General features: G+C 36.3%; 16 protein-coding genes. 6 read left to right on the top strand and 10 right to left on the bottom strand.

Going from position 1 to position 19,503, the window contains the following annotated elements; genetic code table 11:
* Nucleotides 1-433 precede the first annotated feature (433 nt).
* Together GX497_02135 and GX497_02130 are read left to right on the top strand one after the other, a co-directional pair.
* Nucleotides 434-904, top strand: a complete 471-nt coding sequence (locus GX497_02135) for a transposase family protein (protein HHY72028.1) — start codon at nt 434-436, stop codon at nt 902-904.
* Nucleotides 891-1,991 carry an ISL3 family transposase gene (locus GX497_02130; protein ID HHY72027.1) on the top strand — a complete coding sequence of 367 codons (1,101 nt, stop codon included), beginning with the start codon at nt 891-893 and terminating at the stop codon, nt 1,989-1,991. Before GX497_02135 ends, GX497_02130 begins: the two co-directional genes overlap by 14 nt.
* A gap of 80 nt (nt 1,992-2,071) precedes the next feature.
* On the opposite strand, the gene GX497_02125 is transcribed toward GX497_02130, so the two are convergent.
* The gene (locus GX497_02125) at nt 2,072-2,947 is read right to left on the bottom strand and encodes a hypothetical protein (GenBank protein ID HHY72026.1); all 876 of its coding nucleotides are present in this window, start codon (nt 2,945-2,947) and stop codon (nt 2,072-2,074) included.
* A gap of 151 nt (nt 2,948-3,098) precedes the next feature.
* On the opposite strand from GX497_02125, the gene GX497_02120 reads away from it, so the two are divergent.
* Nucleotides 3,099-3,449, top strand: a complete 351-nt coding sequence (locus GX497_02120) for a YgzB family protein (GenBank protein HHY72025.1) — start codon at nt 3,099-3,101, stop codon at nt 3,447-3,449.
* Between the two features lie 61 nt (nt 3,450-3,510).
* Here the strand turns inward: GX497_02120 and perR are convergent, their stop codons facing one another.
* The 4 genes from perR to bcp all read right to left on the bottom strand — a co-directional run bounded on the left by perR (nt 3,511) and on the right by bcp (nt 6,241).
* Nucleotides 3,511-3,948, bottom strand: a complete 438-nt coding sequence (gene perR, locus GX497_02115) for a peroxide-responsive transcriptional repressor PerR (protein HHY72024.1) — start codon at nt 3,946-3,948, stop codon at nt 3,511-3,513.
* Nucleotides 3,949-4,075: 127 nt separating this feature from the next.
* Nucleotides 4,076-4,624, bottom strand: a complete 549-nt coding sequence (locus GX497_02110; protein HHY72023.1) for a cob(I)yrinic acid a,c-diamide adenosyltransferase — start codon at nt 4,622-4,624, stop codon at nt 4,076-4,078.
* 2 nt (nt 4,625-4,626) lie between these two features.
* Complete coding sequence (locus GX497_02105; GenBank protein HHY72022.1) at nt 4,627-5,577, bottom strand: D-2-hydroxyacid dehydrogenase; 951 nt, start codon at nt 5,575-5,577, stop codon at nt 4,627-4,629.
* 193 nt (nt 5,578-5,770) lie between these two features.
* Nucleotides 5,771-6,241, bottom strand: a complete 471-nt coding sequence (gene bcp, locus GX497_02100; GenBank protein HHY72021.1) for a thioredoxin-dependent thiol peroxidase — start codon at nt 6,239-6,241, stop codon at nt 5,771-5,773.
* Nucleotides 6,242-6,651: 410 nt separating this feature from the next.
* Between bcp and GX497_02095 the strand changes: the two genes are divergently transcribed.
* From GX497_02095 to GX497_02085, 3 genes are all read left to right on the top strand, one after another.
* Nucleotides 6,652-7,776 (top strand): response regulator, encoded by a 1,125-nt coding sequence (locus GX497_02095; GenBank protein ID HHY72020.1) that lies wholly within the window; start codon nt 6,652-6,654, stop codon nt 7,774-7,776.
* Nucleotides 7,777-7,787: 11 nt separating this feature from the next.
* On the top strand, nt 7,788-10,829 hold the full coding sequence (locus tag GX497_02090; protein ID HHY72019.1) for a response regulator: 3,042 nt from the start codon (nt 7,788-7,790) through the stop codon (nt 10,827-10,829).
* A 172-nt stretch (nt 10,830-11,001) separates the two neighbouring features.
* A complete protein-coding gene (locus tag GX497_02085; GenBank protein HHY72018.1) occupies nt 11,002-14,298 on the top strand; it encodes a hypothetical protein in 3,297 nt (1,098 codons plus the stop codon).
* A 141-nt stretch (nt 14,299-14,439) separates the two neighbouring features.
* Here the strand turns inward: GX497_02085 and GX497_02080 are convergent, their stop codons facing one another.
* From GX497_02080 to GX497_02060, 5 genes are all read right to left on the bottom strand, one after another.
* On the bottom strand, nt 14,440-14,871 hold the full coding sequence (locus tag GX497_02080) for a two pore domain potassium channel family protein (protein HHY72017.1): 432 nt from the start codon (nt 14,869-14,871) through the stop codon (nt 14,440-14,442).
* Nucleotides 14,872-14,937: 66 nt separating this feature from the next.
* Nucleotides 14,938-15,723 carry an ABC transporter permease gene (locus GX497_02075; protein HHY72016.1) on the bottom strand — a complete coding sequence of 262 codons (786 nt, stop codon included), beginning with the start codon at nt 15,721-15,723 and terminating at the stop codon, nt 14,938-14,940.
* Nucleotides 15,724-15,728: 5 nt separating this feature from the next.
* On the bottom strand, nt 15,729-16,520 hold the full coding sequence (locus GX497_02070) for a daunorubicin ABC transporter permease (protein ID HHY72015.1): 792 nt from the start codon (nt 16,518-16,520) through the stop codon (nt 15,729-15,731).
* Nucleotides 16,521-16,559: 39 nt separating this feature from the next.
* Complete coding sequence (locus GX497_02065; GenBank protein HHY72014.1) at nt 16,560-17,570, bottom strand: ATP-binding cassette domain-containing protein; 1,011 nt, start codon at nt 17,568-17,570, stop codon at nt 16,560-16,562.
* Between the two features lie 136 nt (nt 17,571-17,706).
* A complete protein-coding gene (locus GX497_02060) occupies nt 17,707-19,488 on the bottom strand; it encodes an ABC transporter ATP-binding protein (protein ID HHY72013.1) in 1,782 nt (593 codons plus the stop codon).
* Between the last annotated feature and the right edge of the window lie 15 nt (nt 19,489-19,503).

Raw genomic sequence — 19,503 nt, 5'->3', positions numbered from 1 at the left:
CTGAGCCAGGATCAAACTCTCCAAAAAGGGTTTGATTGCTCAAAAATTTTACTGACTTGCTTGTTGGATTCTACTATCCAACCTTTTTTTTGCACGCTTGACATTTTGTTTAGTTTTCAAAGAACATTTTCTGTTTGTCGCTTTCATTGTAGCGACATATTTTATTTTACTAAATCGCTTCATAGAAGTCAACAACTTTTTTTGCTAAAAGTTTTTATTCTATTTTTCACAGCGACTTTTTCAATATATCATCTCAAAAATAAGATGTCAATATTTTTTATTCAACTCGTCGCTGCTTTTTATTTGCAGCGACGTTCTTTAATATATCATGCAGCTCCTATAAGGTCAATACCATTTTGGTTCTTACGAAATTTTGGTGAGAAGACTAATACTATGCTAGAGTGATATAATAAAAGAAAAGGGGGCGATTAAAATGATGACTCTTTCTTGGTCACCTCCTGATCCTTTTATGGAGTTAGTCTATGTTTCAACCGTTGATGATACTCTACATTTAATAGTAAAGAGCATAAGGTCTTTCTCTTCTTGCTCTGTCTGCTCTACTACTAGCTTTCGTCCTCACAGCCAATATACACGAAAGGTACAAGACCTTCCTATTAGCGAACATCCTGTTCAATTGCTTATTCTGACAAGAAAGTGGTTCTGTGATAATCCAGATTGCCATGTTAAGATTTTTACTGAACGATTTGAAGGATTATCATCCAATGGGCGGAGAACAATTAGAGCTGAAAATGTTCTACGAAAAATAGCTTTCTCAACTAGTTGTTTGGCCGCCGAGAGAGTTGCTCACGCGGTCCATATTCCCGTTAGCCATGATACTTTACTTAATCTAATTCGTAAAACAGATATTACACCAACGGTGTCTCCCTTTCGTGGGAATCGATGATTTTGCATTTTGTAAAGGACACACCTATGGTACTCTTATTTGTGATCTTGAAACCCATTGTCCTTTAGCTATTTTACCTAATCGACTTCCCGAAACAGTCACTGCATGGCTTCAGAATCATCCGTTCATTAAAGTTGTTAGTCGTGATGGTTTTACCGGGTATCGCCAAGGTATTTCTAATGCCAACCACTCTATTCTTCAGGTTTATGACCGTTGGCACTTTATTCAAAATGCCAAAAAACATCTTGATACCATTCTTTGTACCCTAATCCCGCCATTAATAACCTGGTACGAAGCACCGAAGAATCCGCAAAAAATTCAACTAACTCGCGCAGAACAGATTACAAAAGAACGTCAAACCCAGAAATGGAAGTTAATTCAAGGAATACAAATGGAGCATCGAAACGGTAGAAGCCTTTCAAGGCTAGCTAGAGAATATCAACTAGACAGACGAACAATCAAAAAATATATACAAATGACTTTACCACCCATTTCTCAGCGCAGACGAAAGAGACCCGCAAACCAATATTATAATCAAATTATTGAGCTTGAACTTGAAGGGAAAACAGTAAAAACCATTTATGAAATACTAAAACAAAATGGCTATGATGACACATTTTCCAGTATCCGCAAGGTGGTCGAGAAGGTTCGTAAAGAACGAAAACATCAAATATCTAAGAATGATATTTTCCAACTTTCTCGAAGAAAATTAAGTGCAATAATATGGAAGCTAGCAGAAAATTTGAATCTGAATGAAACAAGTTCTTTGGAAAAATGCCTTAATAAATATGGCCGATTGAAACCACTATACGATATCATCCAAACTTATCGGAAATCCCTGCAAACACGAGATTATAATTTGTTTTTAAAATGGCTTACAGAGCAATTATCAAATCGAGAAAACCCCTTTTATCACTATGCTCTTCGTTTAAGAAGTGATTTACAAGCAGTGAAAAATTCATTTTTGTTACCATATAGTAACGGATTGTCTGAAGGACAAATCAATCGATTAAAAACAATTAAAAGAATGACTTACGGTCGTGCTGGATTAAAATTATTAGAAAAGAGAGTTCTGTATAGGTTGTAATTATTATATTGACAAAATAAGTTTAGATACAATTATATGGGTGTTGTTGTTTTCACCAAATATTCGTAAGAACCACCATTTTATCTAGCTTCATATTTCATTTGAAATATACTTTGTCCATCCACTTCTTGACTGTCAATCTGAACAATATGTTTCGCCGCCAAATATTGCATAAGTAATCCTAAGTCGGCAGATAACTCTTTCAGTTCTTTTTCATTGACTAATTCCGAAATCGTCCACGAATCTTTTTTAGATTTCATTATTTCTATTAAATAACTGCTTCCTATTCTTGAACGGGAACTGATCGCAAATTCAATTGCCAAGAGTAGCAGCTGTACCCTTTCTTCTATTAATTCATTGCTTTCAACTAACTCTAAATATAAAGCGTAAACTTCAGGCTCAATTCTTTTCACCTGATTCCATACAGTTAATTCAGGATAAAAGCCATGCTCAATAACAGATAATCTCGCTAAATGATGTAGGGCTTTTGCCATTTGATTATAGGCGTCTAAATATTGCTTTCCATCATATAATTCTTTTCCATTGAAATAGCGTCTTATTAATTTAGCAAATTCAATCGCAATTTTCTTTTTTCTTTTCTCTGTCGGAAATTCAAGTAGTCCTTTTCTAAGTTTTACTATATATTCATTCCTATCAAACAAGATTCCTCCATTTAAAATCCACAAGAGATACTTGCGATGATTGACTTCAGATAACCATTGTAAAAGCGTACTTTCCTGTACGATAAATACTGCAATCTTCTTATCTTCAATATTGTAATGGTCGACATCATATGTCAATTCTTCTGTTTCAGAACATTTCTTTATAATAAGCATTATTGCATCAAATTGCTCAGTCAACAGGCTACTTGTTTTTGTTTTATCTAAAATTAGTACTCCTAATGTTTCTATATCATTAGCTTTTACTTCATATAAAGGTCGGAGTAATTCATCCATTTTTATTCCTCCATACAAACTCTTCATAATTTGGTTGCTATATATTTTCTACAAAAATTTGAAAATACCTTTTTTCGACAAAAAATTCACAATCCACGCTAACCTTTCATTTTATTGATGTGATATAATCGATTTTTAGGAGGGAATTTGAATGGGTTTAAAATATTCTAGTAAAATCAATAAAATTCGTACATTTGCACTTCTACTCATTTTTGTTGGTATTGCAATTATGTACGTCGGCATATTCTTTAAAACTACTGCCTGGGTTATGGTAAGTTTTATTTTTCTTGGCTTTTTATTTATAATCGCAAGTACGCTTGTTTACTTTTGGATTGGTATGCTCTCAACGAAAACGATACAAGTTGTTTGTCCATCCTGTAACAAACCGACAAAAATGCTTGGTCGTGTAGATTTATGTATGTACTGTAATGAGCCGTTAACATTAGACCCGAATCTTGAAGGCAAGGAATTTGATGAAAAATACAATTCAAAAAAGAAATAACTAACAAAAAAGAAAAGACAGGTTCATACGCAAATAGCGTAGTCCCTGTCTTTTTCATTGATTAATGTTTTTGATTGTTCTTGCACTCTTGGCAAACTCCATATACTTCCATTCTATGATGACTTACTTCAAATCCTGTAACATGTTCTGCGAGCGTTTCTACTTCATAAAAACCCGGATAATGGAAGTCCACAATCTTACCACATTCTTCGCAAATAACGTGATAATGGTCTGTAATATTACAATCAAAACGGCTTGAGGAATCACCGTAAGTTAATTCACGCACTAGCCCAACATCCTTAAACACGCGCAAATTATTATAAACGGTAGCAACGCTCATATTAGGGAATTTCCCTTCTAGCGCCTTATAAATCTCGTCTGCTGTTGGGTGTGACATCGATTCGAGTAAATACTCCAATATCGCATGACGCTGCGGTGTGATTCGAACTCCCGACCCCTTTAATGTCTCCATTGCCTCTTGAATACGTAATTCTGACATCGTCATGCACCTCTCTTCAGTATATAAATTATTACTTTATAATAGTTATAATCTGATTATTACTATTGTACATTTGCACTAGTTGGATTGTCAACACCAATGTTTTCCTTCTCCAGCATTGCAACGGCTATTGATGAAGCCCCATTTCTTCCTCATTTAAGCAATAATTAATATAGCGCGCAGCAACAAATAAGAAATCTGAGAGGCGATTTAAATAGGATAACACAAGCGGATTGACAGACTCACCAATGGCGACTGCGTTTCTTTCTGCTCTCCTAACGACTGTCCTGGCAACATGTAAGCTGGCGCCTGCTTGATGTCCACCAGGCAGTATAAAACTCTGTAATGGTGGTATTTTTTCGCTCCATTGATCCATGACCTTCTCTAGCTCTGTAATATCCTCTAAAGTTATTTTCCATTTCACTTCTTTGCCTGCAGGGGTTGATATTTCAGCCCCAACATGAAAAAGACAAGTTTGAACACGATGAAAAACAGCAATTATCTCTTTCTTTGCTGCAAACTCTTCCTTTTTAACATAACTTAATGCCAAGCCTACTAGTGAATTTGCTTCATCACAAGTGCCGTAAGCTTCAACGCGCGGATCTGTCTTCGATACTCTTTCACCATAAACAAGCGATGTCGTTCCTTTATCACCTGTTTTTGTATAAATTTTCACCATTAATACCCCCTGTCTAAATCAATAACGTTTATAAAATTATTTTCACCTGAAATATACTCTTTGAGATTGTATTCAAATATTTCTAAGCTTCGTGGCTGATATAATGGCGAAATCCCTGATAGATGAGCTGTAACTGTCACATTGTCCATTTTCCAAAAAGGATGGCCTTTTTCTAACGGCTCTGTTTCAAAAACATCTAAAATGGCATGGGAAATTTGATTGTTTTCTAGCGCTTTTAATAAAACTTTTTCATCAACTATACTGCCTCTCCCAATATTTATAAATACACAATCATCTTTCATTTTTTCAAAATGATGGTCTTTTAATAAATGATATGTTTCAGGTGTACTAGGTAATACCGATACGATATAGTCCCCTTGCTCAATCGCCTGGTCCATTTCAGAAACTGTATAAACTTCATCGAAATATTCCGCTTTCCGACCACTACGATTAATACCAATCGTTTTCATATGAAAAGCTTTTGCAAGTCTCGCAATTTCACAGCCAATTGCACCCGTACCAATGATTGTAATTGTACTGCCTGATATCTCAACCATTTTTATCCTTCGATCCCAGATTTCCTGCTTTTCATTTTCAATTAATAGTTTTGTTTTCCTAGCAACCTGGAGCATCATACCGATAGTATACTCGGCCATCGGGGTCTTCGATATCCCCCTGGCATTCGTAACTAAAATCCCCTTTTCTTTGATGGCCGCAAAAGGCATTTTCTCAATCCCAGCCGAAAAAACCATAATCCACTTTAATTTTTTCGCTTTATCAATTAATTCCTCGTTTAAATCCTCACCATATGTAACTAAAATTTCAGCACTATCAAGCTCCGCTTCAGCTTCTTTCATTGTTGGCTGAAAAGAAAAATCTACATTTGGAAACTTCTCTAAAAGCTCTTTTTTGATTTGCGGAATCGCTTTAAATGATGTCAATACTTTCAAGCTAATCACCTCTAAATTTTTTATTGAAAAAAAATGCGGGATATAATATCCCGCATCAATGCTATCATCTGAGGAGGTATGCCCTACACTTTACTATACGTTCAAACCACAGCGCTTGTATAGGTAATCGCCTGTTTCAATTAAAATAGGCACTACCAGAAATATCATCACCTAATATGTCCAGCATACTCCATTACGATAAGTTTTCTTTTATAAAAGTAAGAGCTTCTTCAACATGACCCTTTACTTTCACTTTACGCCATTCCTTAACAAGCATGCCATCTTTATCGATTATAAAAGTCGAGCGCTCAATCCCCATATATTCCTTGCCAAAGTTTTTCTTCATTTTCCATACGCCATAGGCTTCCGCTGCTTTATGATCTTCATCAGCCAAAAGCAAAAACGGCAAATCATACTTTTCGATAAATTTATCATGGCGGTTCATCGGGTCAGGACTTACCCCGAGAATTACCGCATTTAATTCAGCAAAACTTTCATGCTTGTCCCGAAAATCACAAGCCTCAGTCGTACAACCTGGCGTCATATCTTTTGGATAAAAATATAAGACAACATGCTTTCCTTGAAAATCGGACAACTTGACTGTTTCTCCGTTGCTTGCTGGTAATGCAAAATCTGGTGCTTTTGCTCCAATTTCTACTGGCATCTTCAATCCCTCCGTAATTTTACAATTCAACCTTCGGACATAGAAAAATCCAAGTTTTTTTCAATATAAACATTTCGTAAATGTCTATCCATATTTAATTTCAGAAAAAATATTTTTCACAGCTTGTGTTAAATAGACAAATAGCGATTTTTTCGTTAACATAATTGACATATTTCTTTCGTAATTTGGTTTAACCACCTTTATTTTACCAAAGAAACAGGTGTCTTTCTTTTTTCTACCACAAAAACCTAAGAAAAACAACTTGATAGTAATTTTGATCCAACCCTAGTAGTCATGAGACTTTAGTGTTCAAATTAAACTTCAAAATTTGAGTTAATAAAAAATAGAATTATAGAGTTAAAGAAGCAGAGGCCTTTGGTAAGTTTATCAAAATGAAAGTGGGATAGACGATGCGAGCAATTCTTGTTGATGATGAACAAAGTTCATTAGATGTACTAGAAATATGTTTATGTGAGATTGGTGAAGTAACGATTGTTGGTCAATATACGAATCCGTTAAAGGCAATCAATGCGATTGAAACTGAACAGGTAGATGTTGTATTCTTAGATATTCAAATGCCAAGCTTGATGGGATTGGATGTTGCTAGAAAAATAAAAATAAAGGCACCCCATGTCTTTATTATTTTTATTACCGCCTATACAGATTACGCTATAGAAGCTTTTGAAGTGAACTCTGTTGATTATTTATTAAAACCTTTTACAATAGAAAGACTTGAACAGTCGATTAAGAGGGTAAGAGAGAACCTTGTGAACAAACAAACTCAACATATTCAAAATAATCAGCCTATTATCCAATGCCTTGGTGGCTTTTTCATTCGTCTACCCCATGAAAATAATAGATTGCTACCATGGAAAACAAACAAAGAAAAAGAATTATGCGCTTTTTTGATTCACCATGCATCTACACCAATAGAAACGGATGTCATTATAGATGCCCTTTGGCCAGAATCTAATATAGAAAAGGCAAAAACGTATTTGTATACATGCCTTTCTTATTTAAGAAAAACATTAGAGAAAAATAACATAAATGCCCATATAAGCAGGGTTGGAAAGGGCTATTTATTATCAATAAATAATGTAACGATTGATACAACAAAATTCATCGAAATCACTGACCGATTATTATCGGAAGAACAACTGACAGAGCAGTTGTTCCAAGAAATGTGTAACTTATATAAAGGTGAGTATTTAGAAAGATGCGATTTTGATTGGGCGATTTCTAAAAAGGAAGAATTGCAAGCAAGGTACATTCGTGTTTTACGTTCTGCTTATCAATGTTTTAAAGATTCTGGTAATCTTTCACTTGCAGCTGACAGCTTGCATCAAGTGATCAATATTTTGCCGAACTCTGAAAATGATGCTCAGCAACTTATAAAGTTATATTGTAGCATAGGAATGAAAACAGAGGCTGTTAAGGTTTATCAGCAAATAGAACATGAAATGAATATGAATCTAGGTCTGCCACTCCGAGATGAAACGCTACGTATTTATAAGAATTTAATTTTAGAAATATGAAGGGCGATGTGATGACAAAAAAAATTGTAGCATTGATTGTAACCCTGCTTCTCATAATGGGGACCTATAGTATTATTTTGGCTATATTTAAAGTGAATTCGGAGAAGTACCCTGTAGCAAGTAAAGGTATATTAAATTTGGAAAAGTGGGACTTTCAAGAAAACAGAACAATACCTCTAAACGGAGAATGGGAATTTTATCCTAATGAATTAGTAAGCCCCAATGACTTTCTTTCACATAACCGTTCGAGTATGAATGCAAATGAAGCATCCTGGATTAGTGTGCCAAAATCTTGGAAAAAGGAAATGGAGCTACTTGGCTCCGCCACCTACCGTTTACATGTCAAGATTGATGATACTGAACAACTATATGGGATAAAAACCTCATCCATTCAAGTAGCTAATCGAATATATGTGAACGGAAAGCGAATAGGCTCTAGCGGAAATCCCGATATAAAAGAAACATCTTACAAGGCTAAGAACAAACCGTATGTCGGTTATTTTACACTTCACCCAGGATTCAACGAAATCATCGTTCAAGTAGCAAATTATGACTTTTCAATTAGCAGCGGAATTAATGAACCTATTTATTTCGGTTACCAGTCTTATATTTCAGCTTTTCAAGATAGGGCGCTTGTGCATGATTGGGTTGCAGTCGTTTCCTTTATCATTATTGGACTGCTTTTTACAGGTTTATATGTTCGAAGAAAAAATAATTATGCTTTTATTGCTTTTGCATTAGTATGTATTTTCGCAGCAGCATTCACATCAGTGCGTGGTGAAAGGATTTTATTTGACTTATTTAACTCATTGCCATTCCGGCTCTACTTAAATATTCAGTATCTATCCATTATTGGTATTAGTACAAGCTTGTTGCTTTATTTGTATTGGGCATTTGGGGATTTTTGTTCTAGGAAAATTGTTAACTGGTTCGTTATAGCTGAAGTATGTCTACTAGTAGTAAGTAGCATTGTTCCGCCTCAACACTATATTGAACTTCTTCGATTATCATTATCAATTTTTGCAAATGCTTCTTTTATTTATACGTTGTATATATTTGTGCTGGCTACACTGTATAGAGTAGAGGGAAGCTTTTTTTTAGCTGTTGCTGTTTTGGCGCTTAATATTTATGCCTGCTTGCAAAATTTAATTTTCTACTTTTCGATTCCATTTTATGCGGTTGGCATTTCGGCTCTACTATTCGTACTAATGATTGCGTTTTTGATGATTACACAAATTTCAAGTGCTTTTAACAAAGTTGAAGAGCTTTCTCTACAGCTTTTGAAGCTGGATCAATTAAAAGATGATTTTCTAACAAGAACATCTCATGAGTTTAAGACACCACTTCATGGGGTGATGAATATTTCTAAGTCTTTATTGGATGATTCAGGTCATCCGTTAACAAAAGACCAAAAAGCGAAAATAGAGCTTATAAACAATATTTCTAGAAGATTAACAAAGCTTGTTTTTGATATTTTAGATCTTTCAATGTTGAAGCAAGGAGAATTAAAGATACAACCAATGCCTGTTCATGTGTATTCAACAGTGGAAGTGAATTTAAAAATGTATTCTTTTTTAACGTTGGAAAATAAGATAGAGTTGCTTAATAAAGTTCCTGCCCAATTACCCCCAGTGTTTGCAGATGAAAATCGTTTTAGCCAAATTATTAGTAATTTACTAGATAATGCCATCAAACATACCCATAATGGAAGTATAGTAGTTGAGGCGAAGGAATGGAACGGTAAAATCGAGATTTCTATTAAAGATACTGGTGTTGGGATGGATGAAGAGCAATTAGCAACTATTTTTGAGCCATTTAAATCTTTTGATAAGGTGGAAAATCAAGGGGTTGGTTTAGGATTATCAATCGTTAAGCAGTTAGTCGAACTTCAAAAAGGGAAAATCCTCGTATCTTCAGAAAAAGGGGTTGGTACAACGGTTACAATTCGTCTACCAGCAGCGAAGGCTATGGAAAGCCCGAATGAAAAACAAAGAAATAATGAAGTGTATGAACAGCCGAAGGAATTTGTCTTGCCTACTCCTTATACTTCAACGAAAAAGGGTATTTACACAGTTTTAGTAGCGGATGATAACTTTTACAATTTAAAAATATTAATAGAATTGCTTGAGCCAATGAATTGTACGGTAATTGCCGTCAAAAACGGTTATGAGGCCATCGATGTTATCGTCAAATCTAACAAAATTGATTTAGCTATTCTTGATTTAATGATGCCAGGATTAACTGGTTTTGATGTTTGTCAAAGTATTCGGAGAGAATATACTTTACTGGAATTGCCCGTATTAATCGTTACTGCTGGTGGACAGCCACAAGATAAAATTGTTGCTTTCAATGCGGGAGCGAATGACATTTTGTTAAAACCATTTGAATTGGGTGAGTTGAAGGCAAGAATTAGCAGTCTCCTAATCATGAAGAAATCGTTGGAAAAAATAATTGACACTGAAATGGCTTTTCTCCAATCACAGATTAAGCCACATTTCTTATATAATGTCTTACATACAATTACAGCTTTAAGCTATACAGATGTTAAGAAATCGAGAAAGCTTATAGTAGATTTTGCAGATTATTTACGAGGCAGCTTTCAATTCAGCAATCTAGAAAAACGAATACCATTTGAAAAAGAGCTGCAACTTATCGAATCCTATGTAGAAATTGAAAAAACAAGATTTGGAGAAAGGCTCCTCGTAAAATATGATATAGCGGACGAAACATTTGCTCTAACGATGCCGCCTCTGTTAATTCAACCGCTCGTGGAAAATGCGATTAGGCATGGGATTGGTGAGAAGCTGGAAGGCGGAACGGTAATCATAAAAGTTTTTATAGAAGAGAGTGCCTATTTTATTGAGGTTGAAGATGATGGGGTTGGAATGAAGAAAGAGCAGCTACAAACATTGTTCAATAGAGATGCCAATTCGAACAATGGGGTAGGGCTTGAAAATATTAACAGACGACTAAAATATGAGTACAACTCGAAGTTAGAAGTGCAAAGCGAATTTGGAAAGGGAACAAAAATCACATTACGAATCCCATCGTAATCATTAAATCTATGGATTTTTTTTAAAAAAAGCGGGTTTTTATCATAAATAATGATATAATCCGCTTTTTTGTTGAGGAAATTTAAGGGTTTTTAAGGTTTCTTTAAGGTTATTTAATTTATAATACAACAAACTATAAATAGTTTACTAGTTTACGAAAGGAGAAGAACAAATGAATTGTTATTTCTATAGTAGAAAAAAGAGAAGTGCAAAAAAGTATATTAAAGTGTTTTTATGTTTAGTTCTAATGGCAATACAATTGGCTGCGTACGGGGTTACAGAAAATGTGGAGGCATCACAAACGACTAGCCGAAAAACAGTAGTCGCAAACTATGGGGATGGCACACTCTATATTGTGGACTTAGTTTCAGGTGATCGGGAGCTTCTTTCTGGTAATGGCAAGGGAACTGGTCCCGCTATTTTGGGGCCCGTTGGCATGACGTTGACTAAGTCAGGATCAATCTTAGCAGGGGAGTGGACCAATGATGCAAGGATATTCCGCATTGATCCAACTACAGGTGATAGAGTTGTTCTTTCTGGTGGTTCCCCTGATGTTGTTGGTACGGGTCCTAATATGGGGCGTATAGGTGGTCTTGTCGAACAAGAAAACGGTGACATCATCGCCTGTACTGAAGAAACAGGGATTTTTAAAATTGATCCTACTACAGGGAATCGTACTGTTTTAGCTAGCAATAGCGTGGGGTCGGGAGCAGCTTTTACTGAACCGTTTTTTTGTATTGGAGAAACAGATGGCAGTATTATTTATACCTCAAGATCTACAACAGAAGGTGTTTTTAAATTAAATCCAACGACGAAGGAACGAACGGCAATATCTTCAAATGCAGTTGGGACTGGAACGTCACTAGTAAGTCCTTCTGGTATTGCGAAAGCACCTGATGGAACCTATATAGTTTTAGAGGAACAGGTTCAGGATGTATATGCGTTTCAGGTAGAGCCAACAACTGGTAATCGAACAACAATAAGTGGACAAAATAAAGGAACTGGAAATTCTATAGGAATTAGGTATGGTCTAACGGTTGCGGAAAACGGTAATATATATGTGGCTGATTTCGATGACAAAATAACTCTGATAGAGTCTGCAAGCGGGAATCGCACAGTCGTTTCGTCTGCTACAGTTGGATCAGGTCCAGCACTTAATTCCCCACTAGGGATGCTGCCTAGCAGTGTATCATCCATAGGAAATGCACCGCCAGTAGCAAGCAATGTAACGATTACAGGAAATACAAAGGTCGGCTCAACATTAACTGGTTCATACAACTATAGTGATCATGAAGGGGACCAAGAAGGAGCAACAACATTTACATGGTATCGAGCGGATGATAATAATGGTGCAAATAAAACTGCGATTACAGGTGCGACTACTAACACATATGTAATCCAAAATGAAGATAAAGGGAAATATATTAGTTTTGAAGTTACACCTTTCGCAACTGCTGGGGCAACACAAGGCCAACCAGTAGTAAGCAGTTATGTAGGGCCTATTCCAGTTGCAACTACTAATGCAGACTTAAGGAGTGTAACATTAAACATCCCTTTTACTTGGAATCAAACAACATCGGACTCGATTCAAGTCGCATATGACGTGTCAACTGTAGATGTCACAGCAACACCAGCTGATTCAAAAGCAACCGTTAAAATCGGCAATAGCACAACAGTATCGGATACGATTGCTTTAAATGTCGGAATCAACACGATTCCAATTGAAGTAACAGCAGAAGATGGAACGACAACAAAAACGTATACACTGACGATTACTAGACTGACACAATTGATAGCAAATCAAAAGCCAACTGCTGCAAATGTATCCATTGCTGGTGCAACTACAGTTGGAAATCAATTAACAGGAAGCTATGCTTATCAAGATTTAGAAAGTGATGCAGAAGGAGCATCAACGTTCAAATGGTATCGTTCCGATGATGCATCTGGAACGAATGCGAATGCTATACTAGGTGCAACAGCTAAAACATACACATTGCTTAATGAAGATCAAGGAAAATATATTGGTTTTGAAGTCACACCTATTGCTACAACAGGCGATACGATTGGTATTGCTGTGAAAAGCCCATTTGTTGGACCGATTCAAGGAATATCGAGCAGCAGTTCTGGAGGTAGTTCTGCTCCATCCAGTCAAACAGAACAAATTAAAGTAAACGTAGAGACAGGCAATATAAGACAGGGTCAAGCTATTACAGAGGTTACAATTACTAGAACAACAAATGCGAATGGAGCAAAACTAGATAAAGTAATATTTGAAGCAAAACAAGCAAAAGAAACTGTACAAAAAGCAAAAGAATTAGGTCAAACAATGGCGCGTATTGTGATACCTGATGTGAAAGATGAGGTCGCACAAGTCGATGTTAGACTTCCACTTGATGCCATAAAAGAATTGGCATCAGGTAAACTAAATTTAGAGATTTATACAGAAAATGTGGGATTGAATATTCCAGCTACTTCTTTACAGGGGATTAAACAAGAAGTTTATTTCAATATAATTCCGATTAAAGAAGAGCAGAAGCAAAAAGGAATTGAGAATCGAGCTAAATTTGAAGTAGTAGTACAAGAAGTGTCAGGTGGCGAAAAAGTATCTGTTATCGGTCGTCCTATGACGATTGAAACGAATCTACAAAGTCAACCAGTTGATTTAGTATTGCCTTTACGTAATGTAAATTTGCCAACGGATGAAGCAGAACGTCAGGCATTTTTAGAAAAGTTAGCCATCTTTATTGAACACAGTGACGGTGAAAAAGAGCTAAAAATTCCAGAAGTTGTCGAATATAAAAATGGCCAAATCGGTCTGAAATTTAGTGTAACGAAATTCAGCATATTTACAATTTTAAGCATTGATGGATTGGCAGAAAAGCAGAAAAAAGAGGAAATAATCATTCCGACTGAATCTAAATCTTACATTATCGGATTTCCTGACGGCACGTTTAAACCGGAACATACGATTAGTCGTGCTGAAATGGCAGCCATCCTATCTAGAGTCGAAGCAAGTAAAAAAACTACCAGTACAGCTACGGTATTCCCTGATGTTCCGTCAAGTCATTGGGCGAAAGATGTGATTGAAGAAGCTAACGCTAGCGGATTGATGAAAGGATTAAGCAATGGAACATTTGGACCTAATCAAGCAATCACTAGAGCCGAAGTTGCGGCAATTATCAGTCGTTGGCTAGATTTGAATGGAGATTCACAGCTAGTATTCCAAGATAGCCAAACACATTGGGCTGCTAAAGATATTGCACTAGTAAACGAAGCTGGTTTCGTGAAAGGAATGCCAGACGGAACATTCCAACCAAACAAAGCGTTAACCCGTGCTGAGGCAGTAACCATCTTTAACCGAGTGTTAAAACGTCCTCTTACAGAAAGCTCAAAACAAACGTTTAGTGATGTACCTGTCACACATTGGGCTTTTAAGGATATTGAGGTAGCATCGAAGAATAGTAAATAATTACAGAATGGAATGATTTTGACCACTAGCAATAGTGGTCATTTTTTCTTATTGCATACCCTCAGAAGGCACAATTTATTAAATGAAAGTAAAAATAACATGGCACGTATTTCATTGGTGAGAAAGTTGAATTACAAATAATTATCCTCGTTCTTTAAAAAAAGAGCCCTCGAAATCGATAACAGACCGCATCACGAAGGCAGCTGGCAATAAATAACCAATTAGTGCTTCCACCATTGCAAAACCCCTGCCAATCCCAATCGGTACAACATCACCATAGCCTAATGAAAATAACGTAACTCCGCTAAAATACATGCCTGTACCCATTATATGAAAGAAAGGCGGTTCAACCTTATTCCCGGATTCGATAATAATCGACGTTCCAGATGCTTCAATTAATGTATAAATAAACCCAAACCCTACTAATAAAATTATATATGTAAAAATAAGCAGCAAAAAGTTTTCAATAGATAGAAAATGTCTGCGATTTCTTTGAAAATTCTCTCTAAGCCAAATCCACTCAAGACTTTTATAAATAATGGCCAATAGTAACCCGATACCGATTAATAACATCTTGATTTGACACCACCTTTTCCATATTATCGTATGAAAAAGCAGTGGAAAATAGAAATAATAAATCTAGTTGCCCGCCCCGCGATATTTCTTAACCCCCTGATTCCAAATCCAAATCGCTAACATGAAAAAGATAATTCCCATCAATGGGGTCAAAAACGCATAAACGAGCCATTCTGTTCGACCTAAAAAATAAGCGGCTGGATACACGCCGACAAAAGCAAACGGTAAAATCCAAGTTAAAATAAATCTAATGACATTGTTATAAATATTTACTGGATAGCGCCCATAATTGCCGATATTATAAACCATCGGCATAATATCGGTACGAGCATCTGACCAAAAGCCGACGCTTGCCAACGACACAAAAATTCCGGCAAAAATAAACATGCCACCGATGACCATCACAATAAAAATGAACGGATCATACCAATGGAACTGTAAATCTAAATTTCCGCCTGCATAAATCATAATAATTAAGCCTGTAATAATACCAAATAATGATTCAAGCTCCATTCGTTCCAATACGACCTGAAATAAACTATGAATCGGCCTTGTTAAAATGCGGTCCATTTCCCCTTTGACAATATAGCGGTCGTTAAAATCCCAAATATTAAAAAAAGCAGAAAAAAGGGCATATGGAACGAGAAAAAAGCCATAAATAAAAATAATTTCATCTCGGCTCCAGCCACCTAAAACACTAGTATGACCAAACACGACAATAATAAAAATTAAATTGACAGCTTGAAACAATAGATCAGAAACAATTTCAACTACCGCATCCGTACGATATTCCAATCTCGTTTTCATATATTGCCCCATATATTGAAAAAACATTGATACGTAAAACATCTGTGCTACCCTCCTTGCACAACTAGTTTTTTCCGAGCAATAACCCATAAAGCTTGAATTGGCACAAGTAGAATCATTGCCCATATGAATTGAAGCAGAAGCGCTTGGAAAATAGCACTCCCCTGTAAGCCTTCTGTAAAAATCATGCTCGGAATGTAGCTAATCGCTTGAAAGGGCAAAAAGCCCATAATGTCTTGTGCCCAACTTGGATAAAAACTAATCGGCAACAACAAACCTGAAAACAAATCAATAATCACCCGTTTTGCTCTGAGTAATCCTGAAATGTTAAAAATGAAAAAAGTCATCATTCCAGTTAATAAATTGATTTCGGTATTGACGATAAAGCTTAACAAAGTTGAAAGGCCGAAATAGCCCCAAGTCGAGTAGTTATTTGAAAATTCAAGCGGAAAGATAAAGCCGACAATGACCATTCCCGGTAATGAGAAAAACAGCAGTCTAAAGATACCTTCACCAAAGCCAGCCATCGTCTTCATTGTTAAATAATTATAAGGTCTGATTAGCTCTACTGCTACTTTCCCTTCGATAATTTCGCTAGCAATTTCCCGGTCAATATTATTAAAATAAAAAGCACGAGCCATCCAAGCAACAGCAATATACGTAACCATTTGCGTAACAGATAAACCTTCAATTGATTGCTTTTCACCATAAATGGCTGTCCACAAAAAATAATAAGCACCAATATTGATGCTATATACTAGTATGCCGCTGTAATAATTCGTTCGGTAAGCGAGCATCATTAAAAAACGAATACGAATCATTTCTATATATTTGGCCATTTCAAAACTCCTCTGTCAAGGGGTCTGACCCCCACCGCATTACCGCATTAATCCCTGTTCATAAATATTGCGGACAATTTCCTCTGTGGAAATTTCATTGATTTTCATATCACTAATTTGGTTGTTAGCAACGACCCTTGTAATAATTGTGGAAACAATATCATCTTCATTGCTCACATTTGCAAGCCAGCTATTTTCATGTTCCCCTCTTTGCCAATCGACCGCAAAATCAGCTGTTATTCTTTCTAACTGACTGATGTCCATTGGGTAGACAAATTGAAATTGAATTTGCTTACGGTCACCCCATGTAGAGCGGAGACTTTCTAAACTCCCATCATAAATGATTTTACCTTCATCAAGCATGACAACCCGCTCACACAACGCTTCAATATCAGATAAATCATGGGTGGTAAGTAATATTGTTGTCTTATATTTTTGATTGATTTCTTTTAAAAACTCTCTAATTTTAAGTTTCACTAGTACATCTAAGCCAATTGTCGGCTCATCTAAAAACAATAAAGGTGGGTTATGAATTAAGGCCGCGGCTAATTCACAGCGCATCCTTTGTCCAAGCGATAGCTTTCGAACTGGTTTATCTAATAACGGTCCAATATCAAGCGTTTCTATAACATGCTCCATATGGTCCTTATAATCTTGGTCAGATACCTTATACACTTTTTTTAAAAGCCGAAACGATTCTTGCACAGCTATATCCCACCAAAGCTGTGAGCGTTGTCCAAAAACAACGCCAATCGTTTGCGTAAACAGCTCCCGTTCTTTATGTGGATTCATGCCGTTGACCCGTACTTTCCCAGAAGTAGGCTCCAAAATACCCGTAAGCATTTTTATCGTCGTTGATTTACCAGCACCATTTTCACCAATATAACCGACCATTTCTCCTGGTTTTACTTTTAGCGATATATTTTCTACAGCCGCCATAATTTTGTACTGCCGATTAAATAGATCACGAAAAGCTCCTTTTAAACCGCCGCGGCTTGAATATGATTTAAACTCCTTGCGAAGATTTTCTACATCAATTATGTAGTCCATTACTATTACCTCCAAATGCGCGAAGCAGTCCCCTAGTATAAAAATAGTCTATCCAAATGTTTGAGACTACACAAATTTCTTGCTTAAGAAATAAAAAAAACGTTGAAACAGCGGAATTGTTTCAACGCGAAATTTATCATTGTTTTATAGCTGCAACTGAATCTTCTTTTACATCGTCCAATTGCTGCACTTTAAAGAGGTTATAATAGCCGCCTTGTTTGGCCATTAATTCTTCATGGGTGCCTATTTCTGTTATTTCTCCATACTCAATTAAAACGATTCGGTCTGCATGGGTAATCGTTGCCAAGCGGTGAGCAACAATGAATGTTGTGCGATTTTTCGCAAGCTTTTCTAAAGCCTCTTGGATTAAATGCTCACTTTCTAAATCAAGCGCAGATGTTGCTTCATCCAAAATCAAAATCGGTGGGTTTTTCAAAAATACCCGAGCAATTGCCACCCGCTGTTTTTGACCGCCGGAAAGCTTCACGCCTCTTTCACCAACCTTTGTATCATAGCCGTTCGGAAGCTCCATAATAAAATCATGGGCATTTGCTGCTTTTGCCGCTTGGATCACTTCTTCATCGGTTGCGGAAGGATTACCCATGAGTATATTCATTTTGACTGATTCGCTAAATAATATATTGTCTTGCAGCACCATGCCGATTTTATCCCGCAACGTACGCGCTTTAAAATCACGAATGTCGATGCCGTCTAATAAAATCCTTCCAGAACTGACATCATAGAAACGGGGAATTAGACTGACAAGTGAAGATTTACCGCCGCCGCTCATACCGACGAGCGCAATGGTTTCACCAGGTGCTACATTTAACGAAATATCTTTTAGAACTAGCGGCTCGTTTTCATTATATTTAAAGCTGATATTTTCAAAGGTTACGTTGCCAGCTACTTTTTTTAATTCAATCGCTTCTTGTTTATCAGTAATATCATATTTTTCATCAATAAATTCAAAGACACGATCCATTGACGCTATTGATTGCGTTATTGTTGTCGATGAATTGATCATTCGTCGTAGAGGGTTGTATAATTTATCCATATAAGTAACAAAAGCAACCATTGTGCCTACTGATATTGCTTCGGTGATGACCGCATAGCCCGCAAAAGCAATGACAATTAATGGGGCCATATCCGTAATTGTGTTTACAACTGCAAATGTTTTTGCATTCCAGCTCGTATGCTCAAGTGCTCTATCTAAGAATTTTTGGTTTTTTTTATCAAATTCCTTTTGTTCATAATCCTCTAAGGCAAAGCTACGGATAACTGGAACACCTTGAACCCGCTCGTGTAGGTGACCTTGCACCTCTGCCAACGCTTGGGAACGAACTCTTGTTAGATGACGAAGCCTACCATAAAAATACTTTACAGAAAATCCATAAAGAGGAAAAAGGATAATAGCAATAATCGTGAGTTTCACATCCATCACAAACATAATCGCTAAAGCAATAAAAATCGTCATCATATCAATCCAAATATTCATTAAACCAGTAATAACAAACGACTTCGTTTGCTCAACATCATTTATTACTCTTGAAATCACTTCTCCTGCTTTTGTATTCGCATAATATCTTAAGCTAAGCTTTTGAATATGAGTAAATAATTGGTCACGAATATCATATAAAACTTTACTGCCAATCCACTGGGCGTAATATTGCCGATAATATTCTATCGGCGGGCGTAAAACGATAAAAATCGCAAAAGCAATGCCCATCATTATAAAAAGCTCATGAACTTTTTCATTAACTGACATGAATTCATCATAAATAATGTTATCTAATACATATTTCAAAATTAACGGCATTAGTAAGGGAATGCCAAATTTCAATAAACCGATAACAATCGTTATGGCGATTTTCGATTTATATGGGCTGACAAACTTCATATATCTTTTTATACTATCCAGAATGAAACACCACCT

Source organism: Bacillus sp. (in: firmicutes) (assembly GCA_012842745.1).
Classification (GTDB): domain Bacteria; phylum Bacillota; class Bacilli; order Bacillales; family Bacillaceae_J; genus Schinkia.
The sequence above is the reverse complement of the archived record's forward strand: the minus strand, read 5'-3'. Positions and strand labels throughout refer to the sequence as shown.